A 14,559-nucleotide genomic window follows, 5' to 3' on the forward strand; every position below is an offset into this window, starting at 1 on the left:
GGTGATCGCGCTGGACCTACGGAATCAATAAATAGAGGCTGGTGAACAGCAAAATGCTGGCAAGCAGCTGCTGGACCCGCCTGGCAGAGAGGTACTGACTGCCAACGCGGGCACCAAGCCAGCCGCTTAGCACCACGCCCACGCCCCAGAGTGGCAGCGCCAGCGGCATCTGCATGAGTGCCACGGGCCGGGCCAGCAAGGCAGCCAGTGAGTTAACCAAAATGAAGGGCGCGGCCAGGCCGGCGGCTTCCTGGGCCGTGGCCCACCCGCGCATCACCAGGACCGGCGTCAGGAAAATCCCGCCGCCAATCCCGGTCAGCCCGGAGATGAACCCAATGATCCCGCCGGTTGCCATTGCCGCCAGCGCGGGTGGCGGTGTGGATGGACCCGGATCAGCGACGGCGGACTGGCCAAGCAGGCGGGCCGTCGCCCAGAGCAAGCACAAGGCGACGAGGACATGATAGGTGTATCCCGTCAGCACCAGGCGGCCGCCGAGCAGCGCCGCTGGGACGGCAAGAATGGTCACTGGCCAAAAGCGCTGCCAGCGAAACCAGCCGGCGCGGGCGTAGGTGGCGGTCGTCATGACGGCAACGACGCAGTTCAAGATCAGGGCAGTGGGGCGGATGACCACGGCCGCGAGGCCAAACCAACTCAAGACCGCAATATAGCCCGAGCCACCGGCCTGGCCCGTGGTCGCGTAGAGAAAGGCAATGCTGGCTAAAGCCAGCCCAATCGCCCATGCCATGCTGCCTCCGTCCGTAATTCAGCATCCAGGCCCGTCCATCGTCGTTGAATCACGAGCGGTACACCGTATTCTACCCTAGTTGGACCCGTTCCTTACCCCTTGGTCTGCTTCGTGCGTCGCCACTGCCGAATCTCGGCATCACTGGTGGCATCGGCTTGCTCCGCATACCGCAGGGTGGTCTGGATGTTCGCGTGGCCTAAGCGTTTGCGCACGGTGGCCAAACTCACCCCATCGGTGACCAGTTCGCTGGCATGGGTGTGGCGGAGCTGATGGAGCGTGCAGACCACCCCGGCCGCAGCGCAATACCGCGCCCAGCGTTCCTGGATCGACTGGTAGCGCAGCGGCCCGCCATCGCCGTTCTTGGCCGCGCGAAAGAGCAGTCCATGCCGATAGCCGGTCTGCTGGAGGTAGGTGGTCAGGCGTTTCACCAGTTTTGGATCATCGAGCAGGAGTGTGCGCCGTTTCCCCCCCTTGCCCAGCACGGTGATGCGCTCGTTGTCCCGCTCCAGGCTGACGTCCTCGACCGCCAGAGTCAAGACCTCACTGACGCGCAGACCCAGCTCCAGCAGCAGCCGGAAGAGCAGCTGATCGCGCCAGTTCGTCGCCGGAATACCAGCGAGGACCGCCTCGACATCCGCGCGTGGTCGCGGTCGGGGCAGGGGAGTCTCCACCCGCACTGCCTCAATCCGCGTCATCGGGTTGCCTGTAATCAGGTCATGGTGCTCCGCCCAGGAGAAGAAGCGGGTGAGGGCGGCCTGCATCCGGGCGCGGCTGGCAGGTTTGAGCTGGCTGTGCTGCGCCAGGAACGTGCGGAGGATGGCCGGCGTGATCGTGGTGATCGGACCGACGTGGAATGCCGCCAGCCGGCGGAGTTCGGTGGCGTAGGCCCGCTGGGTATGGATCGAGCGATCGGCGTTGGCCAGGTCGGTCAGAAAGGCCGCGATCAGATCGGTCAGCGGATGGGATTCCGGGATTCGCGTGGGTGGCATCAGCAGCTCCATCTATTCCTGTGATAACGATAGATTTTACATGCGACGATACGATCGGTGCGACGCTCAAATTAATGCAGAGTATAGCATAAATCCTGCGATAATCGCTCTTATCACAGGATTGATCCATCTCCGTAGTGGTCTCAGTCATGCATCTCCTCCGCACACTCCCATGATGATTTGACAAACGAGCATTAATACATCACCATGTGTTAATATGATGATGTATTATGCTCATGTCTGGCGCGGCATGCTCGTGCTGTGGATGCTGCTCGGCCTCCTTGCTGGGTGTTCCGCAGCGACTCATCCTGCATCAGGGCTGACCCAAACGGTTGATGGTCTCACCGTAACATTGACGGCCACGACCCAACCCATCGTCGCGATGCCGCAATCATGGCAGATCATGGTTACCGATGCCGTCGGCCAGCCGGTTGACATGGCCGAGGTGTACCTTGATCTGGTGATGCCAGGCATGGCAATGGGCCAGCAGAAGCCCTGGGCAACGCCCCAGGGCAAGGGTCTCTATACCGCTGAAGGCGCGTATACGATGGACGGACCGTGGCAGGTGATCGTGCATGTTGAGATTGATCGGGTTGATCATGCCGTGCCCTTCCGCATTGATGTACGCCCCTAACCATGCAGGAGGTTTGGATGTTAACCGCCGCCCCAACCCTGACCACGCTCAAAGCCAAGCTCTTTCGCGGTTTGGCTGATCCGTCGCGCCTTGCCCTGCTGGAAGCCCTGTGTGCTGGTCCCCAGACCGTCACGGACCTCTGTGCGGCGACGGGCCTGCGCCAGTCCAATGCCTCAAATCATCTTGCCTGTTTGTGGGACTGTGGCCTCGTCGCCAAAGACCAGGATGGGCGGTTTGTCCACTATCGCCTGAGCGATGATCGGATTGTCACGCTGCTTCAGGTCACAGAACAGATCCTCACCGACGTGGCGCGGGGCGTGTATGCCTGTACCACCTATGCGACACCGGATGACGCTGCTCCTGCTGACGCCTAGAGGGAGATTCCCATGTTTACTACGACCTTTCGGGTTGCGCACATGGATTGTGCCGCCGAAGAACAGATGGTTCGGATGCAGCTGGAACCCCATGCGGAAATCCAGCACCTCGCCTTTAATCTTGGTGAACGTACGCTGGTTGTGACGCATACCGGCGCACCAACCGCGATCACCCAGAGCCTTGAAGCACTCCAGTTGGGCGCACAGCTGGTTGATCACGAGGCTGCGACCACGGTTCCGGTGGCCGAAGACACCACAGGGCAGCGCCGGCTGCTGACGATTGTGCTCGTGATTAATGCCGCCTTGTTCGGGCTTGAAGTGGTGATGGGCGTGATCGCCCACTCGCTGGGCCTTATTGCGGACTCGCTGGACATGCTCGCGGATGCCCTGGTCTATGGGTTGAGCCTGTATGCCGTCGGCCGCGCCGTCACGACCAAGCGCCAGATCGCCCGCATGAGCGGGTACGTCCAGTTTGGCCTGGCCTTTTTCGGGATCGCGGAAGTACTCCGGCGGGTGCTGATGCCGACGGAAGAACCCGCCTTTGGCCTGATGATCGGCATCTCGGTGGTGGCCTTGATTGGCAACGTGATCTCGCTCATCATCATCCAGCGCAATCAGGACCAGGAAGCGCATATGCAAGCCAGCCGCATCTTTACTGCCAATGATGTGGTGGTCAATCTTGGCGTCATCACGGCGGGGCTGTTGGTCTGGCTGACCGATTCGTCGCTGCCCGATTTGGTCGTTGGCGCCATCATCTTTGTGGTTGTCGCGCGGGGTGCGTGGCGCATTGTCCGCTTGTCACGGCAGCCATGACCGCTCTGGCGGCGGCAGTGCACTGCGTTCTCGGAGGATGCCATGTTCGAGACCATCTATAGCGGGGGCGTGGCGCTGGCCTTTGGGATGCGCCTGTGGTATCGCTGGATGACGCGGCAGCGTGTGGTCACGCGCAGCGCCGTCACCTGGCGGGAATACGTGGTCCTGGGCCTTGGATTCGTGGGAATCCTGGTCATTCCCCTGGTGCACGTCACCACCCCGATCTTTGACCGTGCGACGTATCACCTGCCGGCGTGGGCGGGCTGGCTTGGCACCGGGCTGTTTGGCATCGCACTGGGCGTGTTGTGGCGGTCGCATGCGGATCTGGGTCGAAACTGGTCGCAGACCCTGCACGTTCGTCAGGGGCATGACCTCGTGACACACGGGGTCTATACCCATATTCGGCACCCGATGTATGCTGCCTTCCTGCTTTGGGGGATGGCCCAGCCGCTCCTGCTCCAGAATTGGATTGCCGGCTGGTCCCATCTTGCGGGCATGCTCGTCCTCTACCGCGTCCGCGTACCCTCCGAGGAAGCACTCATGATGGAGACGTTTGGCGTGGCCTATCGCACCTATATGCAGCGGACCGGGCGGATTCTTCCCCGGCTCCGTCGCCCATTGTGACGCACGGGGAGAGACACACCATGGTCCGTTCCGCTCGCTCGACGGCGGCGCTGCCGCTCCTGATCGGCCTCAGCATCGTTCTGGTTGATCAAGGATTGAAACGCTGGGTGCTGCACACACTGGTCGATGGACCACCTCTGAACCCCATTCCTGGTATGCTGCGCCTGGTGTTTGTGCGTAATAGCGGCATGGCCTTTGGCCTCTTCCATGGCTATTCCGCCCTGATCGGGGTCCTCGCCGGCCTCATCATTGGAGGCATGCTCTGGTGGACCCGCCACTGGTTCCGCACCACGAGCCGGCTGGCCCAGATCAGCACCGCCACGCTAGCAGCCGGTGGTGTTGGCAATGTGCTTGATCGCATCCAGCATGGCTATGTTGTCGATTTTCTCCACCTGCCAATCCTCCCGATCTTCCAGGTCTTTAATAGTGCTGATGTGGCGGTGTCTTTAGGGGCCATTGGCCTCTTCGTCGTGCTGTGGCAGGAGGATCAGCGCACCAGATCGTCGGCTGCGGAAGCACCCCGCACGCCTTCCTCCCCGCACGCTCCCGCCCTGTCGGACCATGGCATGCACGACAAGGAGATCTCATGAAACTCAACGGGATTGAAAAAGCGCTCATGAACAACCCCATCCGGGCGGCGCTCCAACGGTGGTATGAAGCGCCGTTGCTGGAACGCCTGGGTGGGCGTCTGGATGGACTCCAGGTGCTTGAAATTGGGTGTGGACGCGGCGTGGGAACTGCGCTGCTCTTTGAGCATTTTGGTGCCCACCGGGTGGTCGCCTGTGATCTTGACCCGACTATGGTCGTCCTCGCACGCCAGCGGTTAGCCGCGTATGGATCGGATCGCCTGGTGCTGGCTGTCGCCGATGCCGCCGCGATCGCTGCACCCGATGCCAGCTTCGATGCGGTCGTCGATTTTGGGATTATTCATCATATTCCGGAGTGGCCCGCAGCCCTGCGCGAGATTTGCCGGGTGCTGCGGCCTGGTGGACGGTTCTTCTTTGAGGAAGTCACCGATCATGCCTTGCGCCGCTGGTCCTATCGCACCTTCCTGGATCACCCCCGCGACAACCGGTTTAGTGCGCAGGCGTTTGTTGCGGAGGTTGAACGGCATGGAATGCCTGTAACGCAGACGGTCGAGCGATTTTTTGGCGACTTTGTGATTGGCGTCGGCCGCCGCGCCGGTAGCTTGGCCGCCATACCCGTTTCCCAGGATTCCTAAGGTGCTGACACAGAAGGACCACGTTTAATGACGGCACCACCATCCGCGCGAACCAAACGGCTCCACCTGCTTGATGCCGCCGATGTGGCCGCGCTCTACGACCGCCCGGTCTTGACTGATGAGGAGCGAACCGAATACTTCACGCCGGTGCCGATGGAGCTGGCGCTGATGCAGACCTTCACCGATCCTGCGGTGCAGGCCTTCTTCGTCCTCCAACTCGGCTATTTCAAGGCCAAACAACGCTTTTTTACCGTCACCCTCGCCGATGTCCGCGACGACCTCCAGTTCATCAGCGCCCAGCTCGACCTGGGCATGGCTCCGGACGACCTGCGCGTCATGGGCAAGAACACGCTCCTCACCCAACGCACGCTCATCCTGGAACGCTTTGGCTATCGGCGCCCCCGCGCAGCGGATCGGGCGCAGGCCGTCCAGGTGGCCCTCCAGGCCGCCCGCATCAGCCCGAAGCCCCAGTATCTCCTCCGCATGATCCTCCAGCATTGTACGACCCAGCAGTGCATCCTCCCCGGCTACACCACCCTCCAGGAAACCATCATCGGCAAAGCCCTCACCGCCGAAGAGGAGCGCCTGATCGCCCTGCTTCAGACCCACCTCAGCACCGCAGACGGCGCGGCCCTCGCGGACCTTTTGACCATCACCGATGGCCGCTATCGTCTCACCCTGCTCCGCCGCGCGCCCAAGACCCTCAGTCATAGCGCCCTACGGCAGGAACGCGACCGCGCAGCGGCCCTCCTGCCGCTCGCCACCCTGGCCGCGCGGCTGCTCCCCCTCCTGGCCATCTCGCCGGAGGCCATCAGCTACTATGCCTCCCTCGTCGGCTACTATTCCGCCGCCCGGCTCAAGGATCTCGAAACCAAGATGGTGCCGATCTACCTCCTGTGCTTCGTCCACCACCGCTACCAGCGGGTCCACGATCATCTGCTGAGTGGCGTCATGCATGCGGTCAAGGACTATTGGGATGCCGCCAAAACGGCGGCCAAGGAGCAGGTCTACGCCTACCGCACCGCGCTCACCACGGATCTGGTCCAGGCCGGCCGCGTGCTCCAGTTGGTCGCCGACGGACCGCTCCCGCCGACCACACCCTTGAGTCACGTCCAAGCGGCGGCGTTCGGCCTGCTGGACCGCGCCGCCCTCACCCGGACGGCGGCCTACCTCGTCACCGGCGCCGGCTGTGACGAAACCGCCTTTATCTGGGAGTACATTGACACGCTGGCGCTCCGCTTTAAAGGCCGGCTGCGCCCCTTGCTCAAGGCGATCCCGCTGGAGGCCAGCACCGCGACGAGTCCCCTCCTGGAGGCCGTCCACTTCCTCCAGGATCTGGCCACCCGTGGGCGGCCCCTGTCCCAGGTGTCTGCCGCCACCATCCCAACCCAGTGTCTGCCGGTCCGCCTGAAGCGCTATCTGTACACCAAAGCCGCGGATGGCACGCCCCAGCTCATCCGCGATCGCTATGAGTTCTATGTGTACACCGCCCTGCGCGCGGCCCTGGAATCCGGCGATCTCGTCTGCCCGCAGAGTATCCGCTTCCGCAGCCTCGACGATGACCTGATCCCGCTCGACGACTGGCATGCCCACCGCGACGCCTTGATCGCTGACATCGAGTCGCCCATCCTCCAGCAGCCGATTGCCGAGCATCTGGCCGAGCTGGAACAGGCGCTCGAAGCCCAGTTCGTGGCGGTCAATAGCCGGATCGCCCGGGGTGAAAATCCAGGAATTACCATCAAGAAGCACGGTAAAACGCGAACCTGGACGCTCCAGACGCCGAAAGGGCGCGAACGGCCGAATCACGCACTGTTTGAAACCCTGCCGCAAGTGACCCTCAATGCGATCCTGGCCTATGTGGAGCGTGAATGTGGCTTCATGAGCGCGATTGAACACATCTTGGGGCGCGGCCATCACCACACCCGCGACGATCGTGTCCTCCGCGCCTGCCTGATTGCCTGGGGGACCAATCTCAGTCTCCATCGCATGGGCGAGTCGTGTGATCTGCCGACCGGGTGGCTGATCCGGGCCTCGGAGAACTATCTGCGCCTGGAAACGGTGCAGGCCGCGACCACCATCATCAGCAACGCCATTGCCGCCCTGCCGCTCTTTCGCGCCTATGATCTCGGCGGGGTCATCCACTCCAGCAGCGATGGCCAGAAATTCGCCACCGACCACGACACCCTCAAAGCGCAGCACTCCCCCAAATACTATGGCTTGGGGAAAGGGGTCGTCTCCATCAGCCTGGTGGCCAGCAATATCCCCGTGGCGGCCCGCATGGTGAGCGCCCATGATGCGGAAAGTCAGTGGGTCTTCGACCTCTTGTACAACAATCCGACGGACATCCGCCCAGCCATCCATTCAACGGATACCCATGGCACCAACCATGTCAATTTTGCGCTGTTGAAGGTGTTTGGCGTGGAGTTTGCCCCGCGCTATGCCGATCTGCACGCAAAAATCGCCACGGGCCTGTATGGGTGTCAGCATCCCAATCAGTATGGTGCCGATGCGCTGTTTCGGCCGGTGCGCACGCTCAATCTGGACCTGATCAGTCGGGAATGGGACAATCTGCTGCGGATCTTCGTCTCCCTGGCGCGCAAGACGACGACCCAAAGCGTGCTGGTGAGCAAATTGAGCGCAACCAAGCGCCGTAATCGGACACTCCAGGCGCTGTGGGAGTACGATCATCTGGTGGCGAGCCAGTATCTCTTGGACTACGTCGATTCCGAAACCGTCCGGCAGCATGTGCAACGGGCGCTGAACCGCGGGGAGCAATATCACCAGCTGAAGCGGGCGCTGACGCAGGGGAATGCCGGCAAGCTGCGCTTCAGCAGCGATGAGGAACAGGAGTTGTGGGATGCGTGCAGCCGACTGCTGGTCAATGCGATCCTCTACTACAACATCCGCATGCTCTCAGACGCCGTCGCGCTCAAGGAATCCCACGGTGACGCGGCGGGTGCCACCTTCTTGAAAGAGGTGTCCCCGATGGCCTGGCATCACATCAACCTGCATGGCCAGTATGCCTTTGGCGACGAACCGGCGGCCGTCCCATTGGCGCACTGTGTCGCCACGATGGTCCAGTATCATCCAGCTGACACAGCCACGTCCGCCGACGGTGCACCAGCGCATGTAGCACCCGATTGAAGCGAACAGATGTTCACAGGCCTTAATCGGGGCGCGCTGTGATCAACCCCTTCATGCGGCGCGGTTTGACGGAGGCACGGCCCAGTTTGTCCTTGCTGTTGAAGCTGGCCGCTGCCGACTTAATAAGCGAGTTACGAGGTCGCTCATGACCATCACCTATCAGGCCATCATTGACCAGCTGCACCAGCGCTTTGCCACCCTGTCAAGCTTGGTGCGCCTGAATGCCAGTGGCCAGAATGTCGCGTTGTTGACCGAGGAACCCAAGACGATCAGCCAGTGTCCAACGCTCTACAGTTTGCTCGAGCACGTGACCTATGCGCCAAGCACCCCTGTGACAATCAGCGAGGTCGTGATTCTCTCGCGGCTGGTGGTTGCTGATGCAGGGAGCGATCGCTGTGAAGCAGCCTTGATGCCCTATGTCTTTGACCTGCCTGCCACCATCAACGGTTCATCCGAGGGTCGGCGTTTGGGCAACTGGAGTGCCATGCGGCGGGGAATAGCGACGGTCGAACGGGCGGAAGCGGTGTGGGTGGCGATTGGGGGCAAACAGCTCTATCGCGCCCTTGATATGTATACAAGGATTACCCTGCAATGACGGTGATTTATTTTACCTATGTGGCCACACCCGATGCCGGATTTTTGCCGGGCATTCCCTTGGCCGATTTGACCGCGACCCACTGTGTGCAGATGGCGGATTGGCAGCTACGCAGTGTGGCTGCCGCGCCGATGTACCAGCCAACGCCTGCGGGTGTCGCGTATGTGGCGGAACGCTTACCCGAACCGGAGCCCGAACCAGAGCTACCGGTGGAGCCAACACCACCGACTGAGCCACCAAGCGAGCCAGAACCTAAACCACCCGTGGAGCCAGATCCACCCGTTGACCCGGAGCCACCGAGTGAACCCGAGCCAACGCCGACGGCGACGAGCACACGCCGCAAAGGAGGTGCTGAATGACCATTGCCCAACAAATTGCTTTTGAATCCTTCGCCATGGCGCGGGAAGCCACCGCTGGCACGCCCGCCAGTGCGCCAACCCATTATGTCACCGCCAAAGGCCAAGTCGATCCTGAAATCACGCACGACGAGCCAGAAGAATCGCGCGGCACGTTGGCCAAAATCTACCGCTCGGCGGTGGTTAATCGCCAATCCAAGTGGAAAGCCAGTGGCGGTCTCGACCTCGATCTGATGCCGTTTCTGATGCAAATGCTGCACAACGGAGCGCTCACTGCGCCAACGACTCCAGCGGGGGCAACGCTCGCACGGTTGTGGGAGTCCACCCGCGTGATGACCAGTGCCAATACCAAATTTGCCACGCTCTGGTTTGGTGATCCCAACGTGCAAACCTTTCGTGCTGCTTTTGGGGGCTTAAACAATTGCAAGCTCACGAGCAATGTGGTGGGGAATGCCGCCACCAAGTTCGACCTCGATGGCTTCGCCCAATTTATGGAAGCGGTCAGCACGCTCGCCTTGCCACCGCAAACCGCTGGCGATCTGGTGATTCCGAGTGACTTAGAGTGCTGGATTGACCAAGGCAGCGATGCCATTGGGACGACTCCGGCAACCTTTCGCGTGATTCAAGTCGAGCACACCTTTCAACCAGGGCTCGAACCCGATAAGTCGGCCAGTGGCCCCAGTGGCAATCGCACCTGGAATCGGGTCAATGTCGGCGTGAGTTCGCCGCAAACCATCCTGACCCTCTATTTTGATGACCTGATCGATTACGACCGCTGGCGCAACGGCGTGCGCTGTAAGGTGCGCGTGCGCCATAACGGCACCTTCATCGAGACCGTGGCGGGGAATCCCAGCTATCGCTATCTCGAAGTCGATGGCTATGGCGTGCTCAAAGCCATGACCTGGGGGGCACAGAAGAACGCCCGCACGATCAAGCTCACCCTTGACCATGCCTATGAACCAACCATTGGCAGCGATCTCCGCATGGCCTGCCAGAATACCAAAACCACCGTCTAAGCCACGGTTTCTTAGCCGAGCTGAATCATTTTTATTCCGCGAAAGGATAGCCCAATGAGTCGTTTTACCCCAACCACCACCATCGCCCTGACCGATGCTGACGACACCATCACCATGCTCACCGGTTTGACCTATGGCCAACGCGCCGACTATGCCGATGCCTTGATGCAGATCGAAGGCGAGTACGTCACCACCTATCGCCGCCAGTTACTGATGCTCGAAGCCACGATCGAGGGTTGGTCAGGGCCATCCTTCGATGGCATGCCCCTCATTCCGGCGAACATCGCAGCGCTCGATGCCCGTGATCCGCTGGTGCAACGGGCGGTTGCCCATGCCGAGGCGGTGATCTACCCAAAGGCCGCACCATTAACGGGCGACACCAGCAGCACACCATCAGCCACGCCGACCACCTCTACTGGGGATGGTACAGCCAGCTAAGTGGTGGAGGGGCCGCACGCATCGGCGACTATGATGCCGAGGTCGCCTTGACCATGCGCTTCGGCTGGACCTATGAGCAAATTCGCCAGCAACCGGCTGGCTTTATCGATGAATTAATCGCGCGTGCCAATGCGGAAAGCGACTGGCATGCCGAGGAGCAGGGCCGTGGCGGAAGAAACCCTTGATCTGATTCTCACCCTGCGCGATGAGGCCACCAGCAAACTCGCCGCTGCTGGTGGCCAGCTTGCGTCCCTGAACGAGCAATCGACCCGCGCCGCCGCAACCGTGCAAACGTTGGCGGATAAATATCGGCTGGCGGGGCAATCCCAAGACCTCGTGGCGAAGTCAGTGACCGATCTCACGGGCAAGCAAGCCAAACTCGAAAGCACGATTGAGGCAACCACGCGCGCGCTGGAGCAGGAACGCGCCAAAGCCGACAGCAATGCCACCACCATTGCCACCTTAGAGCGCAGCATGGAGAAGCTGCAACAGCAAGCCCGCTCCACCAGTGACGCAATTGAGCGCAAAGTCATCAGTATCGAGAAGGCCAGCGTGAGCATGCGGCAGCTGGAGCAGCGCACGCTGACCGCCGCCGATGCCATGCGCCACGAAGACTCCGCCATGAGCGACGCGAAAGGCTCGATGGGCGGTCTCGCTGATGGCTTGATGGGCGTGGCCAAGGCCTATGTGGGGGTTGAGGCAGTCCGCAAGGTGGTGCAGTGGGGCAAAGAAGGGGCCGCGATCGAAGGCGTTGAGGAAGCCTTCGAGAACCTTGCCCGTAAATCCGGCATGTCCAGTACCACCTATCTCGCCGCCCTCAAAGACGCGAGCGCAGGCACGATTAGCGAAACCAATCTGATGATTGGGGCCAATAAGGCCGTCTTGCTCGCCGGTGATCGCCTGGCCAAAGATGTGCCGCAGCTGTTGGAGATTGCCCGAGCCGCGTCGAAAGCCACCGGCGAAGATATCAACTTCATGTTCGATTCGCTGGTGACGGGCCTCGCACGCAATAGCAAAATGATCATCGACAACCTTGGGATCACGGTCGATGTGGCCAAGGCGAATGAGACCTACGCCAAATCCATTGGTAAAACCGCCGATGCGCTGAACGATCAGGAAAAGGCACTCGCCTTCCAACAAGCGGTCATGCAGAGCGGCCAGCAGATGATCAACGATGTTGGGGTCGATGTTGACTCCAACGCCGCCAAGATTGCCCGCGCGGAAGCCCATCTGGAAAACTTTGGCAACAGTTTGAAAGTCCTGGCTGGCGATATTGTGGGCTTCTTTGCCGAGGGCATTGATGTGCTGGATCGCCTCACCAGCCAAAACTTCACGGTCGCCCAGCGGCTGCATGAGGTGGACTATCTCGCTATCCAATCGGGCAAGAGCTTTGCCACCTATGAGCAGTCCTTAAAGGATCTGGATGCCACCGAGGGCATGGTCACCGAGCGTCAGTACCATTTGGCCGAAGCCTTCCTCAAAACGGGCATGGATGCCCAATCGGCCATGGATCGGGTGCGCAGTTTAGGCGATGCGTTTGTGCGCAAAGCCGAGGCGGCGGGACTCTCCAGCACCGCCATTGCCGATCTCGCGGTGCGCGCGGATACCCTGTCAGAAAAGAGTGAGCGGGCACGCGGGGCCGTCGAAGCCACGACCTTTGCCTTCAGTGCCGGATCAATCGATGCGACGATGTACCGCGATGCGCTCGATGCGATTGAGCAGCAAGTGGTACAAGATGAAATTGAACTGACACGCCTCGAATCGGCAACGTTGCTGGTCGCGAGCAGCACGCGCGAGGCAACCGCCAGCACCGATGAATTTACGGCGGCGGTTGAAGCCCATACCGATAGTCTCTACGCCAAAATCGATGCCACGATCGAAGCCAGTATGGAGCAGGAAACCCTTGCCCTCTTGACCCAAAACGCGCGCTTGGCTGCCGATGATCATATTGGCGCGCTGGCTGCCGAAACCGGCAGTCTCTACGATCTCGCCGCTGCCGCCCAAACGGCTGGCGATGCGCTCGCCTATAAAGCCTTGATGGAAGGCGCAGCTCAAATGCCGCGCAATACCACCGCAGCCCGCAATGAGCTGCGCGCCGAGGGCATCGACCCCCGCGATCAGCGCCAATACAAAGATGCGGTTGTCGATCGCTCGCAAGATTTGGTCAATCCCGCAGGCGCAGCTGCGCGGCAGCGCGAAGCCGAACGCCAAGCCGATGAATTCAATCGCCACAATGCCGACCGTGTCCGCACGACACGCGGCACAACGCGGCGGAGCAGTGGCGGCGGTGGGAGCCGTGGGAATGGTGGCAGCCGCAACAGTGGCAAAACCGCCAGCGACCGCGAAGCCGAACAGCGCATCAAACAGGCCGAGCAAACCGAAGCCAAGATTGCGAAGGCGAAAGAGGATTTTCAGGAGAAGGCCGAACGGCTCACCCGTGATCACTATGCCACCGTGCGCAAGATTGAGGATGACTACCACCGCAAAGCACTGGCCGCTGAACAATCCTTCAATCGCCAAAAGTTTGCTGGCCAAGCCGATTTCTTGGAATCGGTCGCCGGCATGAACAAAGCGGATCGGGCAGAGGCGCTGCGCAAGCAAACGGAGGCATGGGACAAAGCCCAGGTGATGGCCCAAGCGGGACGCGCCAAAGAAGCCGATGCCTATCTGAAAGCGGCAGAAGAAGAAATTGAAGCGGATCAGCAACGCACCGATCGCATGCGCCAGCTGCGTCAACAGTTGGCCGATGAAACGGCAGAATTGACCGCTGCCGATCGTGCCGATCTCGAAGAACAACTGCGGCTCTTGGAGAAAGCCGATCAGATTAAGGATGACCTGGCGGCTAAACGCCTGAGCGACTTGGAAACGGCCAATGATAGCCTGAAAGCCGAACGCGATGAAGCCTTGGCCAGTGAGAACGCCGACTATAGCGAAGCCCAGGCGAAGCTGCGGGATGACTTTGCCGACACCATGCGCGGGATTGTCGACAAACAAACCGAACAATTGCAGGCCCATCAAACGTGGGCCGATGCCACGATCGCGTTGTATGGCCTTGTCGCGAGCGCTGCGAGCAACGCCGCGAATGCCGCTGGTCGTGTCCCAAGCGGCACACCTGCACCTGGTGATGACGCAACCTACACCACACAGGATAAGGTCGAAGCCAGCTATGCCCTAGGCACCGGCGATCGGGGGTTGGCGCGCGATATGATCGTCCAAGCCCACGCCCGCGAAATTATTGTTGACCCAACCCGCTCCGATGTGATTCGCAAAGCAGGCGGGATTGATTATCTGCTCAAACTGAGTGAAACCGAACGGGTCAATCGGTCACGCCCCGATCGCCTACCCACCGTCACGCCCGCACCGCTGGTGCAACCAGCCCGACGTGACGCGCCCTCAATGCCCGCTGCAGCTGGGCCAACCAGCGTGGCCATTCAGGCAGGCGGTTTGACGCTTGCCCAAGTCGAAGCACTTATGCGCCGGATTCTGGCCCAAAACAATCAAGGGATGGGGCAACAGAGCCAGGTCCGGCAACGCATGAAATCCACCACGCTGATCCGGTAACTGTCCGATAAGAGGTACATATATCTAGATATGTGCACCTCTTATCGG

The 14,559-nt window shown here is 61.0% G+C and carries 14 protein-coding genes; 12 read left to right on the forward strand and 2 right to left on the reverse strand.

The window, feature by feature from the left end; translation table 11 throughout:
- Positions 1-16 precede the first annotated feature (16 nt).
- Both C5S61_RS00535 and C5S61_RS00540 read right to left on the reverse strand, forming a co-directional pair.
- Complete coding sequence (locus C5S61_RS00535; protein WP_110513190.1) at positions 17-745, reverse strand: sulfite exporter TauE/SafE family protein; 729 nt, start codon at positions 743-745, stop codon at positions 17-19.
- Between the two features lie 92 nt (positions 746-837).
- Positions 838-1,734, reverse strand: a complete 897-nt coding sequence (locus C5S61_RS00540; protein ID WP_110513191.1) for a tyrosine-type recombinase/integrase — start codon at positions 1,732-1,734, stop codon at positions 838-840.
- 217 nt (positions 1,735-1,951) lie between these two features.
- On the opposite strand from C5S61_RS00540, the gene C5S61_RS00545 reads away from it, so the two are divergent.
- From C5S61_RS00545 to C5S61_RS00600, 12 genes are all read left to right on the forward strand, one after another.
- Positions 1,952-2,368: a FixH family protein gene (locus C5S61_RS00545; protein WP_110513192.1), complete on the forward strand. Its 417-nt coding sequence runs from the start codon at positions 1,952-1,954 to the stop codon at positions 2,366-2,368.
- Between the two features lie 17 nt (positions 2,369-2,385).
- Positions 2,386-2,742, forward strand: coding sequence for an ArsR/SmtB family transcription factor (locus C5S61_RS00550; RefSeq protein ID WP_110513193.1), 357 nt, complete (start codon positions 2,386-2,388; stop codon positions 2,740-2,742).
- Positions 2,743-2,754: 12 nt separating this feature from the next.
- Positions 2,755-3,555: a cation efflux transmembrane domain-containing protein gene (locus C5S61_RS00555; RefSeq protein WP_110513194.1), complete on the forward strand. Its 801-nt coding sequence runs from the start codon at positions 2,755-2,757 to the stop codon at positions 3,553-3,555.
- A 42-nt stretch (positions 3,556-3,597) separates the two neighbouring features.
- Positions 3,598-4,179, forward strand: a complete 582-nt coding sequence (locus tag C5S61_RS00560) for a protein-S-isoprenylcysteine O-methyltransferase (protein ID WP_110513195.1) — start codon at positions 3,598-3,600, stop codon at positions 4,177-4,179.
- A gap of 20 nt (positions 4,180-4,199) precedes the next feature.
- Entirely contained in the window at positions 4,200-4,769 is a 570-nt protein-coding gene (gene lspA, locus C5S61_RS00565) for a signal peptidase II (RefSeq protein ID WP_110513196.1), read from the forward strand.
- Positions 4,766-5,401 (forward strand): class I SAM-dependent methyltransferase, encoded by a 636-nt coding sequence (locus tag C5S61_RS00570; RefSeq protein ID WP_110513197.1) that lies wholly within the window; start codon positions 4,766-4,768, stop codon positions 5,399-5,401. Before lspA ends, C5S61_RS00570 begins: the two co-directional genes overlap by 4 nt.
- Before the next feature lie 27 nt (positions 5,402-5,428).
- Complete coding sequence (locus C5S61_RS00575; RefSeq protein WP_110513198.1) at positions 5,429-8,545, forward strand: Tn3 family transposase; 3,117 nt, start codon at positions 5,429-5,431, stop codon at positions 8,543-8,545.
- Between the two features lie 145 nt (positions 8,546-8,690).
- Positions 8,691-9,140 carry a hypothetical protein gene (locus C5S61_RS00580; protein WP_110513199.1) on the forward strand — a complete coding sequence of 150 codons (450 nt, stop codon included), beginning with the start codon at positions 8,691-8,693 and terminating at the stop codon, positions 9,138-9,140.
- The gene (locus tag C5S61_RS26695) at positions 9,137-9,499 is read left to right on the forward strand and encodes a hypothetical protein (RefSeq protein ID WP_164689143.1); all 363 of its coding nucleotides are present in this window, start codon (positions 9,137-9,139) and stop codon (positions 9,497-9,499) included. Before C5S61_RS00580 ends, C5S61_RS26695 begins: the two co-directional genes overlap by 4 nt.
- Positions 9,496-10,512 carry a hypothetical protein gene (locus tag C5S61_RS00590; RefSeq protein ID WP_110513200.1) on the forward strand — a complete coding sequence of 339 codons (1,017 nt, stop codon included), beginning with the start codon at positions 9,496-9,498 and terminating at the stop codon, positions 10,510-10,512. The genes C5S61_RS26695 and C5S61_RS00590 overlap by 4 nt, the downstream gene beginning before the upstream one ends.
- 54 nt (positions 10,513-10,566) lie before the next feature.
- Positions 10,567-10,950, forward strand: coding sequence for a hypothetical protein (locus tag C5S61_RS00595; RefSeq protein ID WP_110513201.1), 384 nt, complete (start codon positions 10,567-10,569; stop codon positions 10,948-10,950).
- A gap of 165 nt (positions 10,951-11,115) precedes the next feature.
- Positions 11,116-14,511, forward strand: coding sequence for a hypothetical protein (locus C5S61_RS00600; RefSeq protein ID WP_110513202.1), 3,396 nt, complete (start codon positions 11,116-11,118; stop codon positions 14,509-14,511).
- Positions 14,512-14,559 lie beyond the last annotated feature (48 nt).

The sequence above is a fragment of the Herpetosiphon llansteffanensis genome, assembly GCF_003205875.1.
GTDB lineage: Bacteria > Chloroflexota > Chloroflexia > Chloroflexales > Herpetosiphonaceae > Herpetosiphon > Herpetosiphon llansteffanensis.

Bases quoted from the DNA above. Each gene is read 5' to 3' on its own strand.
- C5S61_RS00535 (WP_110513190.1), bottom strand. From the start codon at position 745: ATGGCATGGGCGATTGGGCTGGCTTTAGCCAGCATTGCCTTTCTCTAC.
- C5S61_RS00540 (WP_110513191.1), bottom strand. From the start codon at position 1,734: ATGCCACCCACGCGAATCCCGGAATCCCATCCGCTGACCGATCTGATC.
- C5S61_RS00545 (WP_110513192.1), top strand. From the start codon at position 1,952: ATGATGATGTATTATGCTCATGTCTGGCGCGGCATGCTCGTGCTGTGG.
- C5S61_RS00550 (WP_110513193.1), top strand. From the start codon at position 2,386: ATGTTAACCGCCGCCCCAACCCTGACCACGCTCAAAGCCAAGCTCTTT.
- C5S61_RS00555 (WP_110513194.1), top strand. From the start codon at position 2,755: ATGTTTACTACGACCTTTCGGGTTGCGCACATGGATTGTGCCGCCGAA.
- C5S61_RS00560 (WP_110513195.1), top strand. From the start codon at position 3,598: ATGTTCGAGACCATCTATAGCGGGGGCGTGGCGCTGGCCTTTGGGATG.
- lspA (WP_110513196.1), top strand. From the start codon at position 4,200: ATGGTCCGTTCCGCTCGCTCGACGGCGGCGCTGCCGCTCCTGATCGGC.
- C5S61_RS00570 (WP_110513197.1), top strand. From the start codon at position 4,766: ATGAAACTCAACGGGATTGAAAAAGCGCTCATGAACAACCCCATCCGG.
- C5S61_RS00575 (WP_110513198.1), top strand. From the start codon at position 5,429: ATGACGGCACCACCATCCGCGCGAACCAAACGGCTCCACCTGCTTGAT.
- C5S61_RS00580 (WP_110513199.1), top strand. From the start codon at position 8,691: ATGACCATCACCTATCAGGCCATCATTGACCAGCTGCACCAGCGCTTT.
- C5S61_RS26695 (WP_164689143.1), top strand. From the start codon at position 9,137: ATGACGGTGATTTATTTTACCTATGTGGCCACACCCGATGCCGGATTT.
- C5S61_RS00590 (WP_110513200.1), top strand. From the start codon at position 9,496: ATGACCATTGCCCAACAAATTGCTTTTGAATCCTTCGCCATGGCGCGG.
- C5S61_RS00595 (WP_110513201.1), top strand. From the start codon at position 10,567: ATGAGTCGTTTTACCCCAACCACCACCATCGCCCTGACCGATGCTGAC.